Raw genomic sequence first — 19440 nt, forward strand, 5'->3', positions numbered from 1 at the left:
ATTAAGCGACTAATAACTAGCCATTAAATACTTCGTCAACTGAGGTCAGTGGGTAATGCTTTGGATAGGGTTTAGTTGCTACGCCGCTATCAATAGCTGCTTTAGCTACAGCATCAGGCACTAAATTAATTAAACGTGCGTCCATTGGCTTAGGAATAATATAGTCACGACCAAAGCTTAAGTCTGACAAGCCGTAGGCTTCACACACTTCTTTAGGCACGGGCATTTTAGCTAAATCTGCTAAAGCATGTACTGCAGCTACTTTCATTTCTTCGTTAATACGTGTAGCACGCACATCCAATGCACCACGGAAAATGAATGGGAAACCTAAAACGTTATTCACCTGGTTGGGGTAGTCCGAGCGACCCGTTGCCATAATTACATCTGGACGCGTTTGGTGTGCTAGCTCTGGGCTAATTTCCGGATCAGGGTTTGAGCAAGCAAACACAATCGGATTTTCTGCCATTAGCGCCAAGTTTTCTGGGGATAGTAAATTAGCGCCCGACAAACCAACAAACACATCAGCACCAGTAATGGCATCAGTTAAAGTGCGCTTATCGGTTTCATGGGCAAATGCTGCTTTGTACTGATTCAGATCGTCACGCCCAGAGTGGATCACTCCCTTGCGATCGATCATAAAAATATTTTCAACTTTAGCGCCCATACTGATTAACAGTTTCATACAAGCTGTAGCAGCAGCACCAGCGCCTAAGCAAACAATTTTTGCTTCTTCTAGCGTTTTACCTGCAATTTCTAAGGCATTGATCATTCCAGCGGCAGTAACAATCGCAGTGCCGTGCTGATCATCATGGAAGACTGGAATATCACACTGCTCAATCAAAGCACGTTCAATTTCAAAACATTCAGGGGCTTTAATATCTTCAAGGTTAATGCCACCAAAAGTAATCGAAATACGCTTAACCGTATCAATAAACGCCTGCGGACTTTCTGCATCGATTTCAATATCGAATACATCAACCCCTGCAAAGCGCTTGAAAAGTACACCTTTACCTTCCATTACTGGCTTAGAGGCTAAAGGCCCTAGGTTACCTAGACCCAAAATAGCTGTACCATCTGAGATCACCGCGACAAGGTTTCCTTTGCCCGTGTATTGGTAAGCAAGCTCTGCATCACGTGCAATTTCACGGACCGGCTCAGCCACACCAGGGCTGTACGCTAGCGCTAAGTCACGCGCAGTAGCTGTAGGTTTTGTCAACTCGACACTTAACTTGCCTGGACGAGGCTCAGCATGGTATTCGAGAGCGGCTGTTTTTAAATCAGACATATTGGCTATTCCGCTAAAAATAATGAACTAATAAGCCATTGAGCATACTCAAGAACCCGCCATGTCACAAGACACAAGTCAGTTTAGCCCTAGCATCTAAAAAGATTGCACTTTTATTCTAAAAAACAAACAAAACCAAGAATATTTAACCTTAAAAATAGTAAATAACAGCATTTAAGCTCGAGTTATATTTTACGCACCTAAAGTGACTGAACAGCAACTCATAAACAACCGATAGTTTTTAATTTTTGCTAACTCTATTGAAGCTAAGCAACGGACCTCTTAGCTTCTGCCCTACAGAATCAATTGTTTACGCGACCTAAACATACAAACCACTAAAGTTATCTAATCTGCTCAGATGTATCCTTACAAGACGCCTCAAACAATAGGCATAAAAAAAGCGCTCATCAAGAGCGCTTTTTTAAATTGCATCGCAGTGCAGTAATAATTACTTATTACCGAAGCCACCAAAACGCTGTTTGAAGCGATCAATACGACCACCCACATCCAATACTTTCTGCTTACCGGTGTAGAACGGGTGGCACTCAGAGCACACATCAATGTTGATGTCTTGGGCTAAAGTAGAACGTGTTTTAACAACGTTACCGCAGCTGCAAGTAGCGTTGATATCTGCGTAATTTGGGTGAATACCAGCTTTCATGATGAATCCTCATTGTGTTCGTGCCGCCACCCAACACCATTGCTGAGTACCGCACGCAAAATATAGGGGCGAATAATATCAGAAGGTAGTAATTCTTGAAAACCTTTTTTTCAGTTACTTTAAACCCTTAGCGTCATCAAACTGTCACATCCAATACCTATCGTTTAATCTATTTTTATTGCTTATTAATCCTGCTGAGGTTTTTCATGGAGACATCCCCCCCTAGCCCTGTGTCCGCTGCGAACGCAAACTCGGCACCGACTGTAGAAAAAACATTGCCGACGGCAATCTCACTGGAGCCAACAGAGATCAGTTTGGATGACAGCTCGCTCTACATTAATCGTGAACTGTCCCAGTTACAGTTTAATATCCGTGTGCTAGAGCAAGCCCTTGATCTCAGTAACCCATTACTTGAACGATTAAAGTTTTTACTCATTTTCTCTAGCAATCTCGATGAGTTTTTTGAGATTCGGGTGGCTAACCTTAAGCAGCAAATCACTTTTTCTAGGGAGCGTGCCGATGCCGATGGCTTGCAACCTCAACAAACGCTACAAAAAATAGCCGATATTGTGCATGAGCAAGTCAACCGCCAATATAAAATATTAAATGACATCCTATTGCCTGAATTGGCAAAACAGAATATTAAGTTTATTCGACGCCGATACTGGACACCTAAAATCAAAGAGTGGGTCAAGCAGTATTTTCACGAAGAAATTGAGCCAGTTATTACCCCCATAGGCCTTGATCCTACTCACCCTTTTCCGCTGTTAGTTAACAAAAGCCTAAACTTTATCGTTGAGTTAGAAGGTGTTGATGCCTTTGGCCGCGATTCTGGTTTAGCGATTATTCCAGCCCCTAGAATTTTACCTAGAATTATCCGCGTGCCTGAAGAGGTTGGTGGCCCAGGCGTTAATCATGTATTTTTATCATCGATGATCCACGCCCATGCTGATGATTTATTCCATGGCATGAGTGTTCGTGGTTGTTATCAATTTCGTTTAACCCGTAATGCTGACCTCTCCCTTGAAGAAGATGTGGATGATCTGGCTCGCGCCCTACGCGGTGAACTGTACTCACGTCGTTTTGGCGACGCGGTACGTTTAGAAGTGGCCGATAACTGTCCATCGCACCTAACTGAGTTTTTACTTAAGCAATTTAACTTAAATGAAAATGAGTTTTATCAAGTTAATGGCCCTGTTAACTTAACCCGTCTTTTTAGCGTCACTGGGCTAGACTCTCATCCAGAATTACAGTTTCCTTCATTTACTCCTAGCACGCCCAAGCCCTTACAAAATAGCGAAAACTTATTTGCAGCAATTAGTAAACAAGATATGTTGCTGTATCACCCCTTTGAATCCTTTACCCCGGTCGTGGATTTACTGCGCCGCGCAGCTAAAGATCCAAATGTGTTAGCCATTAAGCAAACCCTTTATCGCTCCGGTGCTAACTCAGAAATTGTCGATGCTTTAGTTGAAGCAGCACGTAACGGCAAAGAAGTAACAGTCGTCATTGAGCTGCGGGCCCGCTTTGATGAAGAGTCTAACTTAGCCTTAGCCAGCCGCTTACAGGCTGCAGGTGCGGTGGTGATTTATGGTGTGGTGGGCTTTAAAACACACGCCAAAATGCTGTTTATCTTACGCCGAGAAAATGATGAACTAGTGCGCTACGCGCATTTAGGCACAGGAAACTATCATGCCGGAAATGCTCGGCTCTACACTGACTATAGCTTGCTAACAGCTGATCCTATTTTATGTGAGGACGTAGCCAAACTCTTCAATCAACTGATTGGTATGGGCAAAACACTGCGTATGACTAAACTCATGCACGCGCCCTTTACCCTTAGAAAAACCTTGCTCGATAATATCCAAAACGAGATCAATCAAGCCGAACAAGGTAAGCCCGCACGCATCGTGATTAAGGTTAACGCGCTAACCGATGCCAAGATGATCAAAGCCCTTTACCGTGCCAGCCAAGCTGGCGTTAAAGTCGATTTAATTGTCCGCGGCATGTGTTGCCTGCGCCCAGGAGTTGCAGGGGTATCACACAATATTCAGGTACGCTCTATTATTGGACGCTTCTTAGAGCACAGTAGAGTTTGTTACTTTTTAAACAGTGGCGGTGAAGAAAAACTACTCCTCTCTAGCGCTGACTGGATGGAGCGTAATCTTGATCACCGTGTCGAAACCTGCTTTCCGCTGACTAACAAAAAACTTGTTAATCGTGTTAAAGCAGAACTAGAAACGTACTTAAACGACAATACCCATGCCTGGATTTTACAAAGCGATGGTACTTACCAACTCACTCAGCCCAAACAAGAGCCACCGGTTTGGGCACAGGGGGTGATGCTGGAAAACTTAGCGCTACCGTTATTGGAAAGCTTATAAAACATCTGCAGCTTATTAGCAACCATACTGCACAACTCGCAAATTAGAGCGAGCTTGTAACTACTCCGTAAAATAATACTGATTACTCGTAATAATTTCAGGCAGCTGAAAAGCAGGGCTTTTCAGCTGGGTTTATTACTCTTATTCACATCAATGCCATTTTGGGGTGAAAGCGTTAAAAGGTAAGTGTAACGTCAATAATGTGTCAAAGCTTACCGCCGAGTTGCAGGATGACCGACTCTGCACTTGAACAAAGGCAGGCTCAGACTGAGCCTGCAATAACTCACCACGACGTTTGCTAAAATAGGCAAGATTAAACTGAGCTTTGCCGAGCCTGCTCAAAGACTTCAATAAGCTACAACCACTGCGCTGTGTTGCGATATTTACGACTCATAGAAAACCCTACTTGAGAGCAATGATATCTTTCGGGAGGATTTCCGCAGGAGGCAGCAAATTCAATTTAGACTTTTTTATCTCTTTCGATAATTTGCAATATATTTTCAACTGAATTTTCAACAAACTCCTTTGGACGTATTGCTCTATCATCTACATAGAAACCATTTCTTCCACACCAGGGTTTACCAAAATGTATCTCATCATATGGAATTTCATTGTCCTCTAACCAATCAAATAATAAAGGAGCTACATTTTTAATTAGTACACCTGTATTACCTTCTGAAGATCTCATACCTCGACTAGTAAAGAGGATGATCCAGTAACCTTTACTCTTGAGCTCGATTAATTTATTTTTAACAGGTATCGCCACTGGTAGAGATCTGTAATCAGTAGTTTCAGAACTCTCACTAGTTATAGTGTTATCAATATCACACACTATTACTTTATCTTCTTTTATCATTTCAAAATAAACCTACTATTTAACTCTAATTGAAAATGAAAACATGCAATTGGGTGTAAATGGAATGCCAAAATAACGTGTTTTTTTAGACTCTTTTTTAGGTAAGCTATAAATACTAAAAGGCTTAAGAAGAGGCGACCCAAATGAATTCTCTGTTGCTTGAGCTCTTTTATATTTTCCATCTAGTTCAAACATTCCGAAATTTAAAAACATACTATTAGAGTTAAAATCACTCTTTTTACCATCTTCATTAATCCAGTCAGTAAGCCACAGCTCAGTTGTATTATTTGGGACTGGCAAATAGAGAACAGCATAAAAATTCAATTTAAAATAGTTAGATTCATTCAATGTATTCAGAAGTTCACTCGTTGTTGAAGATATCTGTACTCTATCACGCTCAATATTAATACTTAGCTTAGTTTGAAACCCCTCATCTAAAGCTTCAAAATATATATAAGGTGAAATACCCATAACATCATCATTTAGGCGCAAAATTTTTCTTTTAAAATCAGAGTGTATTTTTTGCTCCCAGGTATAGTTCCCAAGATATAACACTTTAGAAGGTATATCTATATCATCTAAAAATGAGCGTCCTAAACCGATTCGCTCAATAGTGCCAGCATTCTTAACTCGTGGCTCACTATAAAACTTATTAAAAACGCTATTCAAACTATTATCAGAGACAGATGCTGACACTAGATTTTCTTCGTCTCTTTCAAACCATTTATATATACATATATGTTTTTCGAATGAGTCGTCCATCCAAATATCGTATATACCTGCAAATTGCCGACCTTGCTTATATTTTGACCATCGAACAAAGCCAATGTTCGTTGATTCACATTTAGCCTCAGCTAAAGCTGGAAGTGGCAAAACCTCTTCTAGACAAATATGTCTTTTAAGACTATGACTTGAATAATCTAAAGCAATAAATTTTTTTTCAATTGCTTCCCACCCTCCTGACCATGAAGTAAACCCTTCTATCTGTAAATGCCTATATTCTTCTCCAAAAGCTTCTAAAAATGACTTATTAGCCTTAATTGTACTATACTGCCAGCCAGTACACTTCGATATATTCTGCAAGGGCTTTACAGTCATAGTATCTAAAATACTTTTTTTATCATAAGCTCTGAAAAATAGTGAATTGGAAGCAACCGTAATAAAAACAAATGCTTTTGCGTCAGGACCTAATATGTCTTTTGCAAGCCTCCAATTCTGAATGTGGCCTTTAAGTAAAGTCTCACCATGGGCTTTCCTAGCTTGCCCTTTAGTAATAGTAATATTGCTATTACTACTTTCAGTACTCAGCTTAAATTTCTCTATATCAGGGTTAGTGCTATTAACAATTAAAAAGTCTTCTTTATGTGAAAAAAGCCTAAAATTATTAATAAACATCTCCAAGGCTTCAAGAGATTCTGCATGCAATAACGAGAATACAAAAACAGGGGGGGGCATCTTGGGTTCTTCTACATCACTGGCCTTACTTAACATTACTTAATTCCTCAGTGTCGACAATCAAAAAAACAATATGTTAGCTATACTGCCCCAAGCGGTGGTACTGCATGAGAATCAAAAATTTTAACTTCTGAAGGAGTGCCTAATATATGGACATTTATCGAACTAAGTTTTGGCGCTAAGACTTTATTTTCTCTCTCAATCAACAGTTGATACATGGGAGCTATGTACCGCTCACCTTGAACTTCTAAACTTTTATCATCTAAAAAGGCTTGTTTATAAATCTCTCGAAAAAGTAATGCTGTTTCAAATCCGTACATTCCCACTGTAGCCCAACTTGAAATAACTTTTTTTTCTGCAATTTCTAATACTGCGCCGCTATCATCATAGCGTACAAAGCTCATACTAGGATTTTCTGATTTAAAAACATGTAAACAGCCTTGCCCATCTTCAATATCATAAGGAGAAAATCCTTCAGATACGTAAGTATCAATATTAAATATCCAAAGAGACTCTTCCTGATTAGCATATTTTAAACAATCATAAGCTGTCTCAGCTTGACCTTTACTCACCTCCTTTCGAGTGTGAATAATAAAGTCCTGGATTCCTAAAGCTTTAGCTTTTTCAGAAATAAAATTTCTATCATGCTGTTCCAGACAGGCAAAGATAAATCTTTGACAATTAAAAAATTTTTTGAGAGATAGTAAAGACCATTCAAATAGAGTTTTTTTATTTGCCATCACCCTATATTTTGGTACTGTATAACCCTGTTCGGTAAATCGGCTACCTGCTCCCGCCATAGTAATAATAACGCTCACCAGCCTATTCCTCCATCCAAAGTTTGGTAAATTTGCTTAGACCAATAAATAATATTACTTTCTGTCTGTTTGGCTTATCTGCATGCAAAGGCAGCATACTCAAGAATAACAGCGCTTCTATTGCTTCAATAGATTTTTTATCTTCACTGGTACTGCCGTCAAACAATATATTATCCATAACATATTTTACTTGCTTATGATAGTTAGTCAGTGCCAACTCAGCATAAATTCTTTGGTCATTATAAATAGTATATTTAAATCTATCCGATACAATAAAATCATAATGGCCTGAGTAGGAGTGCATCATCTTTGCTTTATCATACCGAGGGTCACCATATATACCGGGCACCCCAAACTCACCCCTAGGATCTATAAGTTTAATTTGCCGTGATCTTACATCGTAAAGAATATTCGTAAAGCATAAATCCCCATGTATTGGTGTAAGTTTTGTAGATTCTAACAATCTGAACTTACTGCAGAAGTCCTCCAAGACTTTTAAAACATCAAACAAACCAAATTTCACTCCTTTTTTTTCAACCCATAGTGATGCTGCCTCCTTATCAGCATTTATATATTGCTCTAGCCGTCTTTGAGTCTTATTAACATATATCTCTCTAGCCATGTATTTAGCTAAACTCGACTTAAACTCATACTTCTCAGCTAAAATCATAAAGTTTTTAACTTTTCTAGCAACATTATTCCAAGCACCTATTTCAAGTCGCTCACTAATAAACAACTCATTAAGTGTTGGTATGGACAAAAACTCCATACTAATATGCGGCACAGCTCCATCATTACTATCATAAATTTTTGGTATAAAATAAGACATTTCATCAGGTATTTGGCTAAACCAACGCACTTGATGCCTATATGCTTCAGTATTCTCAGATCTTTTAGTTACGATGCCACTCTCGCTATCGTACGACAGCTCATTGAAATGCCTTAAATTATTAAAATTAAGTCTTGCTTCATAATAAGAATCCACATGACCAAAATCTTTCCAGCCCCCAGCATTTAACAAAGATATCGGGGTTGTTAAAGAGTACGTTTCGATAGCCCTAAAAAAAGGATCCATTTCTTCATCTTTTAAATTTAAACTGTCCTTCAGACTTGATCTAAATCTATACCCTTGACTAAACAAGAATAAACCGACACAAACGTTCGCTGCTTTTTCTTTAACAAAAGCCTCTCTATCGCTTTTTATTTTTACCATTCCATCTTTATTACTGGATATACTTGTCCAGCGATATAAGTCAGAACGTTTTTGGATATAAATATTATCTGTTTCAAAAGCATAAATTTTATCTATAAGCGTGTCGGCCATGTGAACAATGGCATGCTTATATTCAGGTAAGCCAGATAATCCACTCAGCACTGAGTGACCAATACTATAGCTTTGGCTCAAACGAATAACTCTCACATTGAATCCAGGGACCAAGCTCAAGTCAATGTCGGGCGTATTTTCTCTCAATATGATAACAAAATCAGCTTCATCCCTAATTTCTTTGTATAGATTTAAAATATGTACCCATAGCGGCTGTCCTTTCAAAGAAATGAATACAGGGAACTTTGTTCCGGTCTCTGCCTGCATTTGTGGACTTTGTATCCCCCAACTAGGAATAACAACTCGGAACGCTCTCTCATTATTCATTTTATTCCCCATATGCTTTATTAGTACAGTTATTTTTAGATTACAGCATAACTACTTATTCATGGACTCGATAATTATCCGCTCGGATAGCTCAATACATTCCTTTCTATTGGCTGCACCTAGAACAATACTAATATAATTTTTATTATCTCTCACCCAGTTGCTTACCAAATTTACACCAATACCTTTTAAGCTACTAAAATTCACACCCTCAACATCATCAAATTTATAAACCAAGCTATTAGAATTATTTATCACACTTCCTTTGTAAGTATACTGCTTTTTTTTGCACATACTACTAACTTCAGAGTAGCGCTGTATAAACTCCTCCATTAATTTTAAACTATCATTAAGAGTGGTATATGAGTTTCTAGTTAATCCAGAGCAACTAGCCCAGTAAGTATCCATTAATTCTAACTGACTAGATTTACTGTTCATTTTCTCGATAAAAGATGATTCATCGCCTGAATGCCAGCAAGCGAGTATATAAGCTGCATCATTCGAGCCAGAAATAATCATAACTGAAATAAGGTCAATAAGAGCTATTTTTTCAAGATCGTGAAATATGTGGCTATCGAATTTTTCACTCAGATTATTAGGTGCAGAGATTTGCGTTGTATTAATATCCAGACCTTCATCTCTTATCTTATCCATAACAAGCATAGCAGTAACAACTTTCGCCAGACCAATAGATGGTTTTATTCTATTATCATTTATCGTTTTTAATATTTTTTTATTTATCAGAGAGCCGTTTTTAAATTCATACTCAGCTATTAGTACAGAAGCCTCTATTGAGATATCTTCAAATAGTTTATTTTCAGCTACATTTTGGATCCGATCTTGATTACAACTACTCATTGCATATTCAGACAAAGTAAAGCATGTCTTACGATTTTCACTACATAAGACAACACTTAAGTAATGAGACTTCTCATCAATCCAGTAATTAATCAAACTTGAACCAATACCCACAATATTTCCTGTTTTTAGACCTTTCACTCTTTTATCTTGGTGTATTAGACGATTTGTGTTTATTAGTATCTTTTTACCTTTTTTAAAGGATCTTAGCGAACAGTATTTGCTGACTTCACTATAATCACTAATAAAAGACTCCGCTACCTTAAGAAGATCATTTGCTGTCGAGTAAGCTTTACTACTAAGTCCTGAGCTACTAGCCCAATGGGTTTTTTCTAAGCCTAAATTAATCGACTTTTTATTCATTTCTATAACAAACTTTTTTTCAGTGCCTGAGTGCCAAAGTCCTAGTGCGTAAGCTGATTCATTAGAGCTGATAATCAAGGCTGCCTTGATAAGTTCAATTATTGGAACAGCCTCATTTTTCTCAAAAACCTTATACGCCTCATTACTTCCTGGCAGCAGGTCTATTGGCATTTTTATCACTGTTTTAAAAGGATCAATTTTATCTTTTTTTAACTTATCCCATACCATCATCACAGTTAGTAACTTAGCAAGTGATGCTGGGACTTTAGCCTCGTTCGCTTTAACTGAAACTAACGTTCTTCGCTCAGTAATCTTACTATTTTTTAATATAAATTTTTGTACAACAAATGCTGCTTGCCCTGTAAGCTCATTGATTACATTACTGGGCTTTATTTTATCTTTATTCTCAGAAAGTAATGTGTGTAGACCGACACTATTTGACGCTTTAATTAGTATTGAATCACCATCATTGATGATATTTGACAATTGCGCGGCCAGTAAGCTTTTATTTTCAAAATAATATACAACTTTATCTAATTTCTTGAGCTCTTTCGCTAGCTCTAAGACTAAGCCTCCAACCAATATAATCTTTCTAAAATCAATATTTTTAATGTCTTTAGCTAATTCCAAGTGATATTTTTGACTATTAACGCCAAGCTCTAACATATCCCCCAAAATTACTAGCTTATTTGCAGCAGGCACGTTTACTTCAGAAAATGCTTTAAGCGCTGCTTTCATAGATAGAGGATTAGCATTATATGCCTCGTTATATACTGTAACTTTCTTACCTTTAAAGCTCATTTTAGATACTTCCCCTCGCCCCTCTATGGCGGAGAAAGAGTTTAATTGATTAATCACTTTGGAGATATCTAAAGACTTATGATCGGCAACACCCAATACCGCCATCGCATTAAGCACCATATGCTTACCAATTGAACTCATTTCTAACATATGGATTTTGCCACGAAGACTGATTTTTGCGATGTTTGGTGCATAATCAATCAGGCGGATATCAGACTTCTCATGTTCACCATAACTAATAATGGTTAAACCATGCTCTTTTGCTTTTTCTGAGATTAGTTCGTACTGCTCAATATCACGACAAATAATAGCTAACTCATTAGGATTCATAGCTTCAAAAATGCGAGATTTCTTGATAGCCACCATATCTAGTGTATTATGGTATTCTAAGTGAGCTGCTGCAATATTAGTCACTATAGCTATATTAGGCTGTGCTAATTGTGTATTTAACGCCATATTACCAATAGATAATTCAAGCACCCATGTCTTGGCAGTTTGTGACATCGATGCCATATTCCAAGCTATCCCTATGGGTAAGTTTGCGCTTCCTTTAGTCTGATCTATCTCAACTTGCATCTGTAAGGCATGTGATAGCATTGCGACAGTTGTTGTCTTACCGGCACTACCTGTCACTCCTATCACATCACCACGAAAATACTTCCGACTCCACTTTCCAATATCAATTGTTGCTTTCCTAACATTAGGCACCAGTAACACAGGCACACCGAAATCTACATACTCTTCATAATCATCAGTTACTATCGCTCCTGCTCCTTTAAGAGTAAACGACTTCACTGCAACTTTGGGAAGATAACCCTTTTCCATATTTTTACCACGAGCGACAAGCAGACATCCTTTCTTAAAGCCGCCTGGATGAATACAAAGTCCTGTTGCCGTCCATCCTTTTTTAGGTCTAATCAACCAACGTCCACCAGTAGCCTCTTCTAAAGCTAATGGTGTTAAAACCTGATCACCTTCTATTAATTTACGATTGGTTTGGTTAACCGACTTAGGGTAACTCTGTCCTGATAGTAATGAATGATAAGCAACCCAACCTGATAAATAGTGCTGTACATCGTCTATTCGGACTCTAAATGCATGATGGCGAATAAAACAGCCATTCAGAATAGTGTCAGGTTTCTTATAAAACATAGCCATTTCCGGAAAGAAAAATCCGTTAACTAGGTAATTTGCACGCGCATGTAAAGCCTCATAAAAATCTTTAACATCAAATCCTTCTAATACACTCTTATGTTCAGGATACTCATCAAGCTTAAGTAGCATCTTATGAAAAGCCATGCTCAGCTCTAATAATGTTGGATAAGTGGTTATCCTATTTTTTATAAAGTCAGTGAATCCTTTAACATTATTAACAGCGAACTGAAAATATTTTCTCTCTGGCCTATAAATAACCATCTCGTTAGTACAGTAGGATAACCAGTGGTCATGAGCACCATTATGGCCAGCTTCTGATTCGATAAAGTAATCAAACGCGCGCTCAACACAATCAATCAAGCGTTCGTCCTTATCAATACCATACAATCGCATTAAACCAAATACTGCTTCACCGTCATAATAAATAACGTGATTCTCAGATATAACTTCTAACGTATCTGCGTTTAACACATGAACAAATTGTCCACTAGCTTTTTGCATAGCAAGGATACCATTTGCCAGGTTCCTACTTAGCTTCAAAAATCTTGAATTATGCTCAGATTCTTTAAAAACTTGCATATATTTTACTAGTGCCAATATGCAAACTGCATTAGCACCTAGCTTAATTGTATTATTTATCTCTAACACATAGGATTTATCATCAGAGTAATGTTTAATTACATTCTCTTCTAAATAAGTTAGCGCTAGTTCAATTTGCTGCGCAATAAAACGAAGATTTTGAGTCTCTAATTGATGCTCACGACAAAAACTATATCCTTCTATGAGTGAATATACACTACTGGCATGGCGTAGCGTATTGTAGGTGTTGATGTTTCTACCAAAGCAAGGAAAATGCCCGTATTCAAAACGTCCACTAGGTTTGACTTGATTAGCTAAATAAAGAGTAGTTTTATCAATTAAATCTGATGTGATTTTTGGTGTCAATGAAGAGATTTCACGGCTACCATGACGTCTAGGTAAAGTACATAGAATTTCAACATCATTCATTTGTGCGTCAAAAAACATGCCAGAAGTCTGAAAAACAATCAGCTCCATCTCACTATCAAAGCTTGGAATATTATTACTGCTGTGTCGTGACTTTATGTATTTATTTAAATTTTTGTAGTTAACTTTTGCATAGGGCACTTCACCACCCATATACAAACAAGCATTGGCATTAAGTTCCATTTCAGTTAACAAGCACCATGGTTTTGTATTACCTTTATAGGCAATTCCAGAGCGATAGTAGTTCCGCTTATAACCTCTAAGATCTTTATTAAATTCTTTCCAAGTAAACTTTCTTTCCTTATTAATCCACTCTAAGCGCAACCACTTCAGTGGATTATCAAACTTACTGGCTGCCCACTCCAACTTGTTGAGCAGCAGTTTTAAAACAGCTTTACCACCCTCTTCTAAAATATCATTATGACTGATGATCGGTGTAATAACTTTTGCTCGCTCATAGCCGTCCGAGACAGAAAGAATTAGTTTATTGTCTAACTCACCTTGATGGCTTGTGTTTTTCCAATGTTTAATGAAATATTGAAGATTTTGAGTAAGTAACTCTTCTAGTTTTTTGGATTTCATTGTTTTCCCTAGTACTCTACAGCAGCTAAGTTTAGTAAGATTTAGTATTTTTAAATATGTTACATTCAGTATTTTGAATATCACATATATCACACAATTCTGTCTATCTTTTATATATACTTGACCCTTAGTATTTAACGATTTAGCTGCCCACTGCCACCTCCAGTTTTAGCAAGCATCCCACAACGCAGTTACTCATACTCTTGAGCACCACATAAGAGCCACACTTGCCTTTAATCGCTTCCGCCTGTTCATTACAGACGGAAACACATGTAGGTAAGATCTCTGTTGCTATCCATGCGAACTTGCCTCGGTTAGCCGATCTAAGTAGCAGGTCATTTTTAATGAGAGAGTACTGATATCAATATCAACGCCTAGTGATTTGTAATTATAGTCACTAACTATACTAAAGATTAAATGACGAGTACTGTTAGTACAGTCTCCCCTCATGAAGCCCATTAACTAAATATCTCTAAGGCACTTGACACACTTAGTAGCTGGGAACCACGTACCAGCAATAGGATATTAATCTAGTAATCCTATATCTATAGCACACTCCATTAACAGATATATTAGTCTCTAATTCTTAGTACATCGATACTATTTGTACTTTGGTCATTCTTTCGCTTCTATCAAATTCTTTTATAGGTGTTCTATAAAAAACATATACTTGAGCTATGCTATTTTAGAGATTACTTATATTATCGCTCACGCAAAGCTTCTTTTGCTTTATTAATAGGCTTCATCAAATAATCAAAAACAGTTTTTTCGCCTGTTTTAATATCTACAGTGGCGATCATACCGGGCACGATAGGATATTGATTACCATTTTTCGTACTCAAACTATCTGTTTCTGTTCTTATAAAAACTCGATAATAATAGATTTCAGGCTTTACCTCATCCTGGATAGTATCTGGCGAGATCATCGTAACCACTCCCTCTAGACCACCATATATAGAGTAATCATATGCTGTAATTTTTACTTTGGCCTCTTGTCCTGGATAGATAAAAGCAACATCTCTTGGCGAAATTCTTGCTTCAATTAGTAATTGATCATCTAAAGGGACAATCTCCATCAACTGTCCATTTGGTGCAATTACTCCTCCTTTTGTAGTCACAGCTACATCTTTCACAATGCCTCTTACTGGCGATCGTAAAGTAAGCCTAGAAAGTGAGTCGGTACGCCCCTTAATGACTGATTCTAATGAATCCGCCTCAGCCTTTGCTTTAGCTAGTTCTTCACGCGCTCTGACCATATACTCGGATTTACGCTCGGTTTTTTTAAGCTGAATTTCAGACACTTGCCGTTGTAACTTTAGCACTTCAACATTACTTGCTGCCCCTGCTCGTGCTAAGTTTCGTGTTAAATTAAGCTCTTGCTGAACTAACCCCAGTGACTCGTTTAAGCCTTTGATTGATTCATCAAGCCCCTGCTTACGCGTATGATAAAGCCGTGTTTCGGTCTGTATTAAATGTGGGTATTCCTTAAGTTCCTCTGGAAAACTTAACTTAGTTTGATTCACTTCAGCTTCTAAACGAGCAATACTTGCTAAGGTCGCACGATACCTTGCTGCACTCTCCCCCACATTAGCCTCAGTTTTAGTCAAATCAAGTTGAGCTAGAATTTGCCCAGCTTCAACAATATCCCCTTCCCTTACATACAATTCTGATAATATGCCACCTTCTAGAGACTGGATCACTTGCTCTCGCGAGGTAGGTACAACTTTTCCTGTGCCCGTTGATACTTCAACTAACTCTGCAAAATAAGACCATGTAATCAGCGATGCTAATAACAATACAGTAGCCCAAATAATACGAGTCGATTTTACAATTTCAGCTTCATCAATATGATCATTATATCTTTCTTTATCTTCTTGATAGTCAAGTAATACAACTTGACTCTGCTGTTCTGAGTTACTCATAACGCTTCCTTAAGTTAACACTTATTTTGTCTTTTGCGTCCGACCAGATAATTTATCTAATGCAACAGCTTTTGGCTCATCAAGTACTACTTGCCCATTATCAATGACGATAATTCTATCCACTAAGTGAATCATACTCATTTTATGTGTAGCCACGACTAATGTTCGTCCTTCAAGCCAGGGTTTTAACTGCTGAATAAAGTGTTTTTCAGTTGTATCATCCAATGAAGCTGTAGGCTCATCTAACAATAAAACATGTGGATTACGTAACAATAAGCGTGAGAGCAATAAAGATTGCTGCTGTCCACCCGAAAGGCCAAGCCCTCCCTCAGTAATCACATAATCAAGCCCTGTAGGAATTTTTTGAATAAACTCAATAGCACCTGTCATATGCAGTGCATGCAGTAGATCCTCATCGCTTGCTAAAGGTGCACCGAGCAATAAGTTTTCGCGAATAGTGCCGTGAAACAATCGTGAGTTTTGACTCATTATGCCTACATCTCGCCTGACATCAGCAGGATCAATATGCGCCATGCTCACACCATCTAAAGTGACAACCCCATCACGAGCTTCTAATAAGCCAGACAGTGCTTGAAGTAATGTGGATTTACCCGCGCCGTTGCGCCCCAATACTGCAACTTTTTCACCATGACTAATGTTTAGCTTCTTGACTGACAGCGCAGGTGCTGGGCTATCTAACCCGTAGAAAAAATTAGCATTCTTTAAAGAGTAGTTACCATCAACACAAGCTTTATGAACTTTCTTCTCTTGCTCAGGATTATCAACCGGTAACTCCATTAATTGATTAATACTATTTAAAGCTACCTTAGCTTGCTGCCAGCGACTTAAGACCTGTGTTAATCCAGCCATTGGTCCTATCATTCTCGAGCCTAAAATCGAAGCTGCAATAAGAGAACCTGTAGTCAAATCACCTTCAATAACAAGCGGTGCTCCAAATAATACGATGATTGCAAAGGTTGCCCCCTGAATACTTTGAGTCCAAATACTTAGCGTGCTAACTAACGAGCGTAAACGTAAATTAACATCAGCCGATACAGCATTATAATTATTCCACTGGGACTGAAAGCGTTGCTCTGCCTGAAGAACTTTTATATCTTCATTACCCTGTACAGCCTCCACTAGCATAGCGTTACGTAAAGTACCCTCCCGCATCGCTTCGTTTGCATATTGACGCAACTTTTTTTGTGCTAGCAATCCGGGTAGTAACATTAAAATAACAGCACAAATCGGCACCCAGACTAACTCACCAGCCAAGTACCAAAACACAGCACAAAAAAGCAAGAAAAACGGCATATCAGCAAAAGCAGTAACCGTGGTAGAGGTCAGCAACTCACGTACGTTGTCTAACTCTCTTACTTGAGAAATGAAAGTGCCTGTCGAGCGAGGCCGATACGCATTTTTAATTCTTAATGCATGACCAAATACTCGATCTGAAATTCTTAAATCTGCCCGCTTACCAATAAGATCAGTCACTCTCGATCTCATTTTTCGCATAATGTAGCCAAAAACGATGGCCACCATTACACCACTAAATAAAACATATAAAGTAGGGTATGATTCTGCAGGGATGACTCGGTCATAAACTTGCCGAGTAAATAAAATACCTGACAAGCCAAGAACATTAGCTACCAAAGAAGCAATAAAAATATGGCTATAAGGTCGCCAATCTTTTAAAATTATTTTTTTAAACCAGTTTTGGTCATGCGGTTTAATATAATCGTCAATTCGTGAATCAGGCACCGTATGTGAGGGTCTTAAAACTACAGCTAACTCAATATTAGTTAGCAGCTCATGACTAGAGAGTGAACTTTTAACTCCCCCATCACCACAGTAAGTAATTCCTACATTCCCTTGTTGATCTATTGTATCAATAACTGCAATTTGTCCCTGTTTAAATTGCACGACTAAAGGTAAACGCCAGGAAGTTAATTCATTTTTATTTAATTTAATAACACTTAGTGTTAATCCCGCTTGGCGAGCCATGCTGCGTAACACATCGCTAACTGGTTTATCTTTTAGCCAATGACTGGTAAGTGTTAGGTTCTCCTTAGAAAACTCCAGTCTATAATGCTTAGCAATCATTAACACTGCTTCAATCCAACTAGAGTACTTCTCTTGTTCTAGTTGAGCTATTGAAACAGTGGCCTCCTCTTCTGGCTGCTGGATTAAATCGCTCACTTGTCATTTCCTAGCATACTGTAATTATTGATTGAAAACGCATTACGAAGATTAGCAGTATTATATAAGCAATCAATATTTAAACGCTGTAAATCCTGAATAGTATTCACTCTTTCCATACGTGCTTGGTGAATTTCTTGCTCGGTATTTAATAAATCTAGTAAGGTACGTGTTCCTAGTGAAATATACTGTTGCTTATAAATATTCTGCGTATCAATAATACTACTAATACGGCTTTGTAAAATTGTCAGTCGTTGATTGTAAGTTGCCGCCTGGGTTGTTGCTTCTTGTAAACCACGTGATATATCTAAGAGAGCCTCATCCTTTGCTGCATCTGCGGCACGTAAGGCATACTCTGCACCACGCTTACGTGCAGTAGTAGCTCCACCCTGATACAAATCAACATTAAAATTCAAACTAACCGTATAGTCATTACGGTCTCTTTTATTATTGTTATTTCCACGGTCTCGGTCTCGCAAATAATGCTCTGCACCTGCATCTACGGTAATAGTTGGGTAAAACTCTGCATTACTCGCTTTAATATTTGCCAAAGCTTCAGCACGCTGCGCTTCTGCCACCATTACTGCTGGTACATTACTTAGCGTTGAGATATTAACACTACAAGCCTGCGTCATTGCTGGCACAACACTGGGTATTATCTCTGGCGGAACTGTTGAGCCTACTAAGTTTTGCAAGGTACGTTTCCACATTTCTAGCTGAGAAACCAATTGTAGCTCTGTAGCCAAAGCAGCTTCACGGCGTGACTGGGCTTGCATTTCATCAGAACGCGTACTTGCCCCCATTTCTGAACGCTTTTTACTTAACTCCAGTAAATCGCTCACTCCGGCTACCTGTTCACCTGCAATTTTAACCAGTTCTTGATAACGCTGCACTTCAGTTGCAGCAAATGCTGTTTCTCGTGCTAATTGATCGATTATTCTTAGACTATCAGCTTGGTATTTCTCAACCCCATACTCTGCAGACTCAACTCGGCTAGACACTTTACCAAAGTCGTATAGCAGTTGGCTTCCTGTTACTGTGAGTGCTTCTTCACTGCGTCCTTCAGAGTCGCGATAACTACTTTTAACTCCTGTTTTAATCTGAGGGTAGTAGGCTGATTTAGCGAAACTGATTTCTTCACTTTGCTGATTTAATCGTTCTGTTGCACTCGTAATCATTGGATGCCATTCAATTGCTCTCTGCACAGCTTGAGTTAAATTTAAGCGAGCATAACTTTGCGGCTGTTTTAATGTAGTTGCTGCCGACATATCGGGTAGTAGATCACTAGCTAATACCACACTTGAAACCAAAAACAATGGCATCGTTAAAAAAACTTTTTTCCCCATTACACTTACCTTAAAAGATAGAAAAAACATTTATATATTTATATTATTTCGCAAAATAAATATATAAATACTCTACTCAATTAATATAAAAACACCGGA

11 protein-coding genes are annotated in these 19440 nt (G+C 38.3%); 1 reads left to right on the forward strand and 10 read right to left on the reverse strand.

The genetic code is table 11. The features are described 5' to 3' along the window. Nucleotides 1-16: 16 nt before the first annotated feature. Nucleotides 17-1285, reverse strand: coding sequence for a malic enzyme-like NAD(P)-binding protein (locus tag AKN87_RS06965; protein ID WP_053100541.1), 1269 nt, complete (start codon nucleotides 1283-1285; stop codon nucleotides 17-19). A gap of 448 nt (nucleotides 1286-1733) precedes the next feature. Beyond that, nucleotides 1734-1946, reverse strand: coding sequence for a 50S ribosomal protein L31 (gene rpmE / locus AKN87_RS06970; protein WP_053100542.1), 213 nt, complete (start codon nucleotides 1944-1946; stop codon nucleotides 1734-1736). Between the two features lie 206 nt (nucleotides 1947-2152). On the opposite strand from rpmE, the gene ppk1 reads away from it, so the two are divergent. Further along, complete coding sequence (ppk1, locus tag AKN87_RS06975) at nucleotides 2153-4330, forward strand: polyphosphate kinase 1 (protein ID WP_053102918.1); 2178 nt, start codon at nucleotides 2153-2155, stop codon at nucleotides 4328-4330. A gap of 460 nt (nucleotides 4331-4790) precedes the next feature. Here the strand turns inward: ppk1 and AKN87_RS06980 are convergent, their stop codons facing one another. The 8 genes from AKN87_RS06980 to AKN87_RS07015 form a co-directional block, all read right to left on the reverse strand. Further along, on the reverse strand, nucleotides 4791-5186 hold the full coding sequence (locus AKN87_RS06980) for an HAD family hydrolase (protein WP_053102919.1): 396 nt from the start codon (nucleotides 5184-5186) through the stop codon (nucleotides 4791-4793). 15 nt (nucleotides 5187-5201) lie between these two features. Beyond that, nucleotides 5202-6677, reverse strand: coding sequence for a hypothetical protein (locus tag AKN87_RS06985; RefSeq protein WP_053102920.1), 1476 nt, complete (start codon nucleotides 6675-6677; stop codon nucleotides 5202-5204). Between the two features lie 44 nt (nucleotides 6678-6721). Then, on the reverse strand, nucleotides 6722-7459 hold the full coding sequence (locus AKN87_RS06990) for a glycosyltransferase family protein (protein WP_053102921.1): 738 nt from the start codon (nucleotides 7457-7459) through the stop codon (nucleotides 6722-6724). A gap of 4 nt (nucleotides 7460-7463) precedes the next feature. After that, on the reverse strand, nucleotides 7464-9110 hold the full coding sequence (locus AKN87_RS06995) for a glycosyltransferase family protein (protein WP_053102922.1): 1647 nt from the start codon (nucleotides 9108-9110) through the stop codon (nucleotides 7464-7466). Between the two features lie 51 nt (nucleotides 9111-9161). Then, a complete protein-coding gene (locus AKN87_RS07000) occupies nucleotides 9162-13874 on the reverse strand; it encodes a Mur ligase family protein (RefSeq protein ID WP_053102923.1) in 4713 nt (1570 codons plus the stop codon). 701 nt (nucleotides 13875-14575) lie between these two features. Then, on the reverse strand, nucleotides 14576-15796 hold the full coding sequence (locus AKN87_RS07005; RefSeq protein ID WP_053102924.1) for an HlyD family type I secretion periplasmic adaptor subunit: 1221 nt from the start codon (nucleotides 15794-15796) through the stop codon (nucleotides 14576-14578). Nucleotides 15797-15817: 21 nt separating this feature from the next. Continuing rightward, nucleotides 15818-17995: a type I secretion system permease/ATPase gene (locus tag AKN87_RS07010; protein WP_231692597.1), complete on the reverse strand. Its 2178-nt coding sequence runs from the start codon at nucleotides 17993-17995 to the stop codon at nucleotides 15818-15820. After that, entirely contained in the window at nucleotides 17992-19341 is a 1350-nt protein-coding gene (locus AKN87_RS07015; RefSeq protein WP_199533060.1) for a TolC family outer membrane protein, read from the reverse strand. Before AKN87_RS07015 ends, AKN87_RS07010 begins: the two co-directional genes overlap by 4 nt. Between the last annotated feature and the right edge of the window lie 99 nt (nucleotides 19342-19440).

It is taken from the genome of Thiopseudomonas alkaliphila, from assembly GCF_001267175.1.
GTDB lineage: Bacteria > Pseudomonadota > Gammaproteobacteria > Pseudomonadales > Pseudomonadaceae > Oblitimonas > Oblitimonas alkaliphila.

Excerpts from the sequence above, each read along its gene's own strand:
- AKN87_RS06965 (WP_053100541.1), bottom strand. The coding sequence starts at position 1,285 with ATGTCTGATTTAAAAACAGCCGCTCTCGAATACCATGCTGAGCCTCGT.
- rpmE (WP_053100542.1), bottom strand. The coding sequence starts at position 1,946 with ATGAAAGCTGGTATTCACCCAAATTACGCAGATATCAACGCTACTTGC.
- ppk1 (WP_053102918.1), top strand. The coding sequence starts at position 2,153 with ATGGAGACATCCCCCCCTAGCCCTGTGTCCGCTGCGAACGCAAACTCG.
- AKN87_RS06980 (WP_053102919.1), bottom strand. The coding sequence starts at position 5,186 with ATGATAAAAGAAGATAAAGTAATAGTGTGTGATATTGATAACACTATA.
- AKN87_RS06985 (WP_053102920.1), bottom strand. The coding sequence starts at position 6,677 with ATGTTAAGTAAGGCCAGTGATGTAGAAGAACCCAAGATGCCCCCCCCT.
- AKN87_RS06995 (WP_053102922.1), bottom strand. The coding sequence starts at position 9,110 with ATGAATAATGAGAGAGCGTTCCGAGTTGTTATTCCTAGTTGGGGGATA.
- AKN87_RS07000 (WP_053102923.1), bottom strand. The coding sequence starts at position 13,874 with ATGAAATCCAAAAAACTAGAAGAGTTACTTACTCAAAATCTTCAATAT.
- AKN87_RS07005 (WP_053102924.1), bottom strand. The coding sequence starts at position 15,796 with ATGAGTAACTCAGAACAGCAGAGTCAAGTTGTATTACTTGACTATCAA.
- AKN87_RS07015 (WP_199533060.1), bottom strand. The coding sequence starts at position 19,341 with ATGGGGAAAAAAGTTTTTTTAACGATGCCATTGTTTTTGGTTTCAAGT.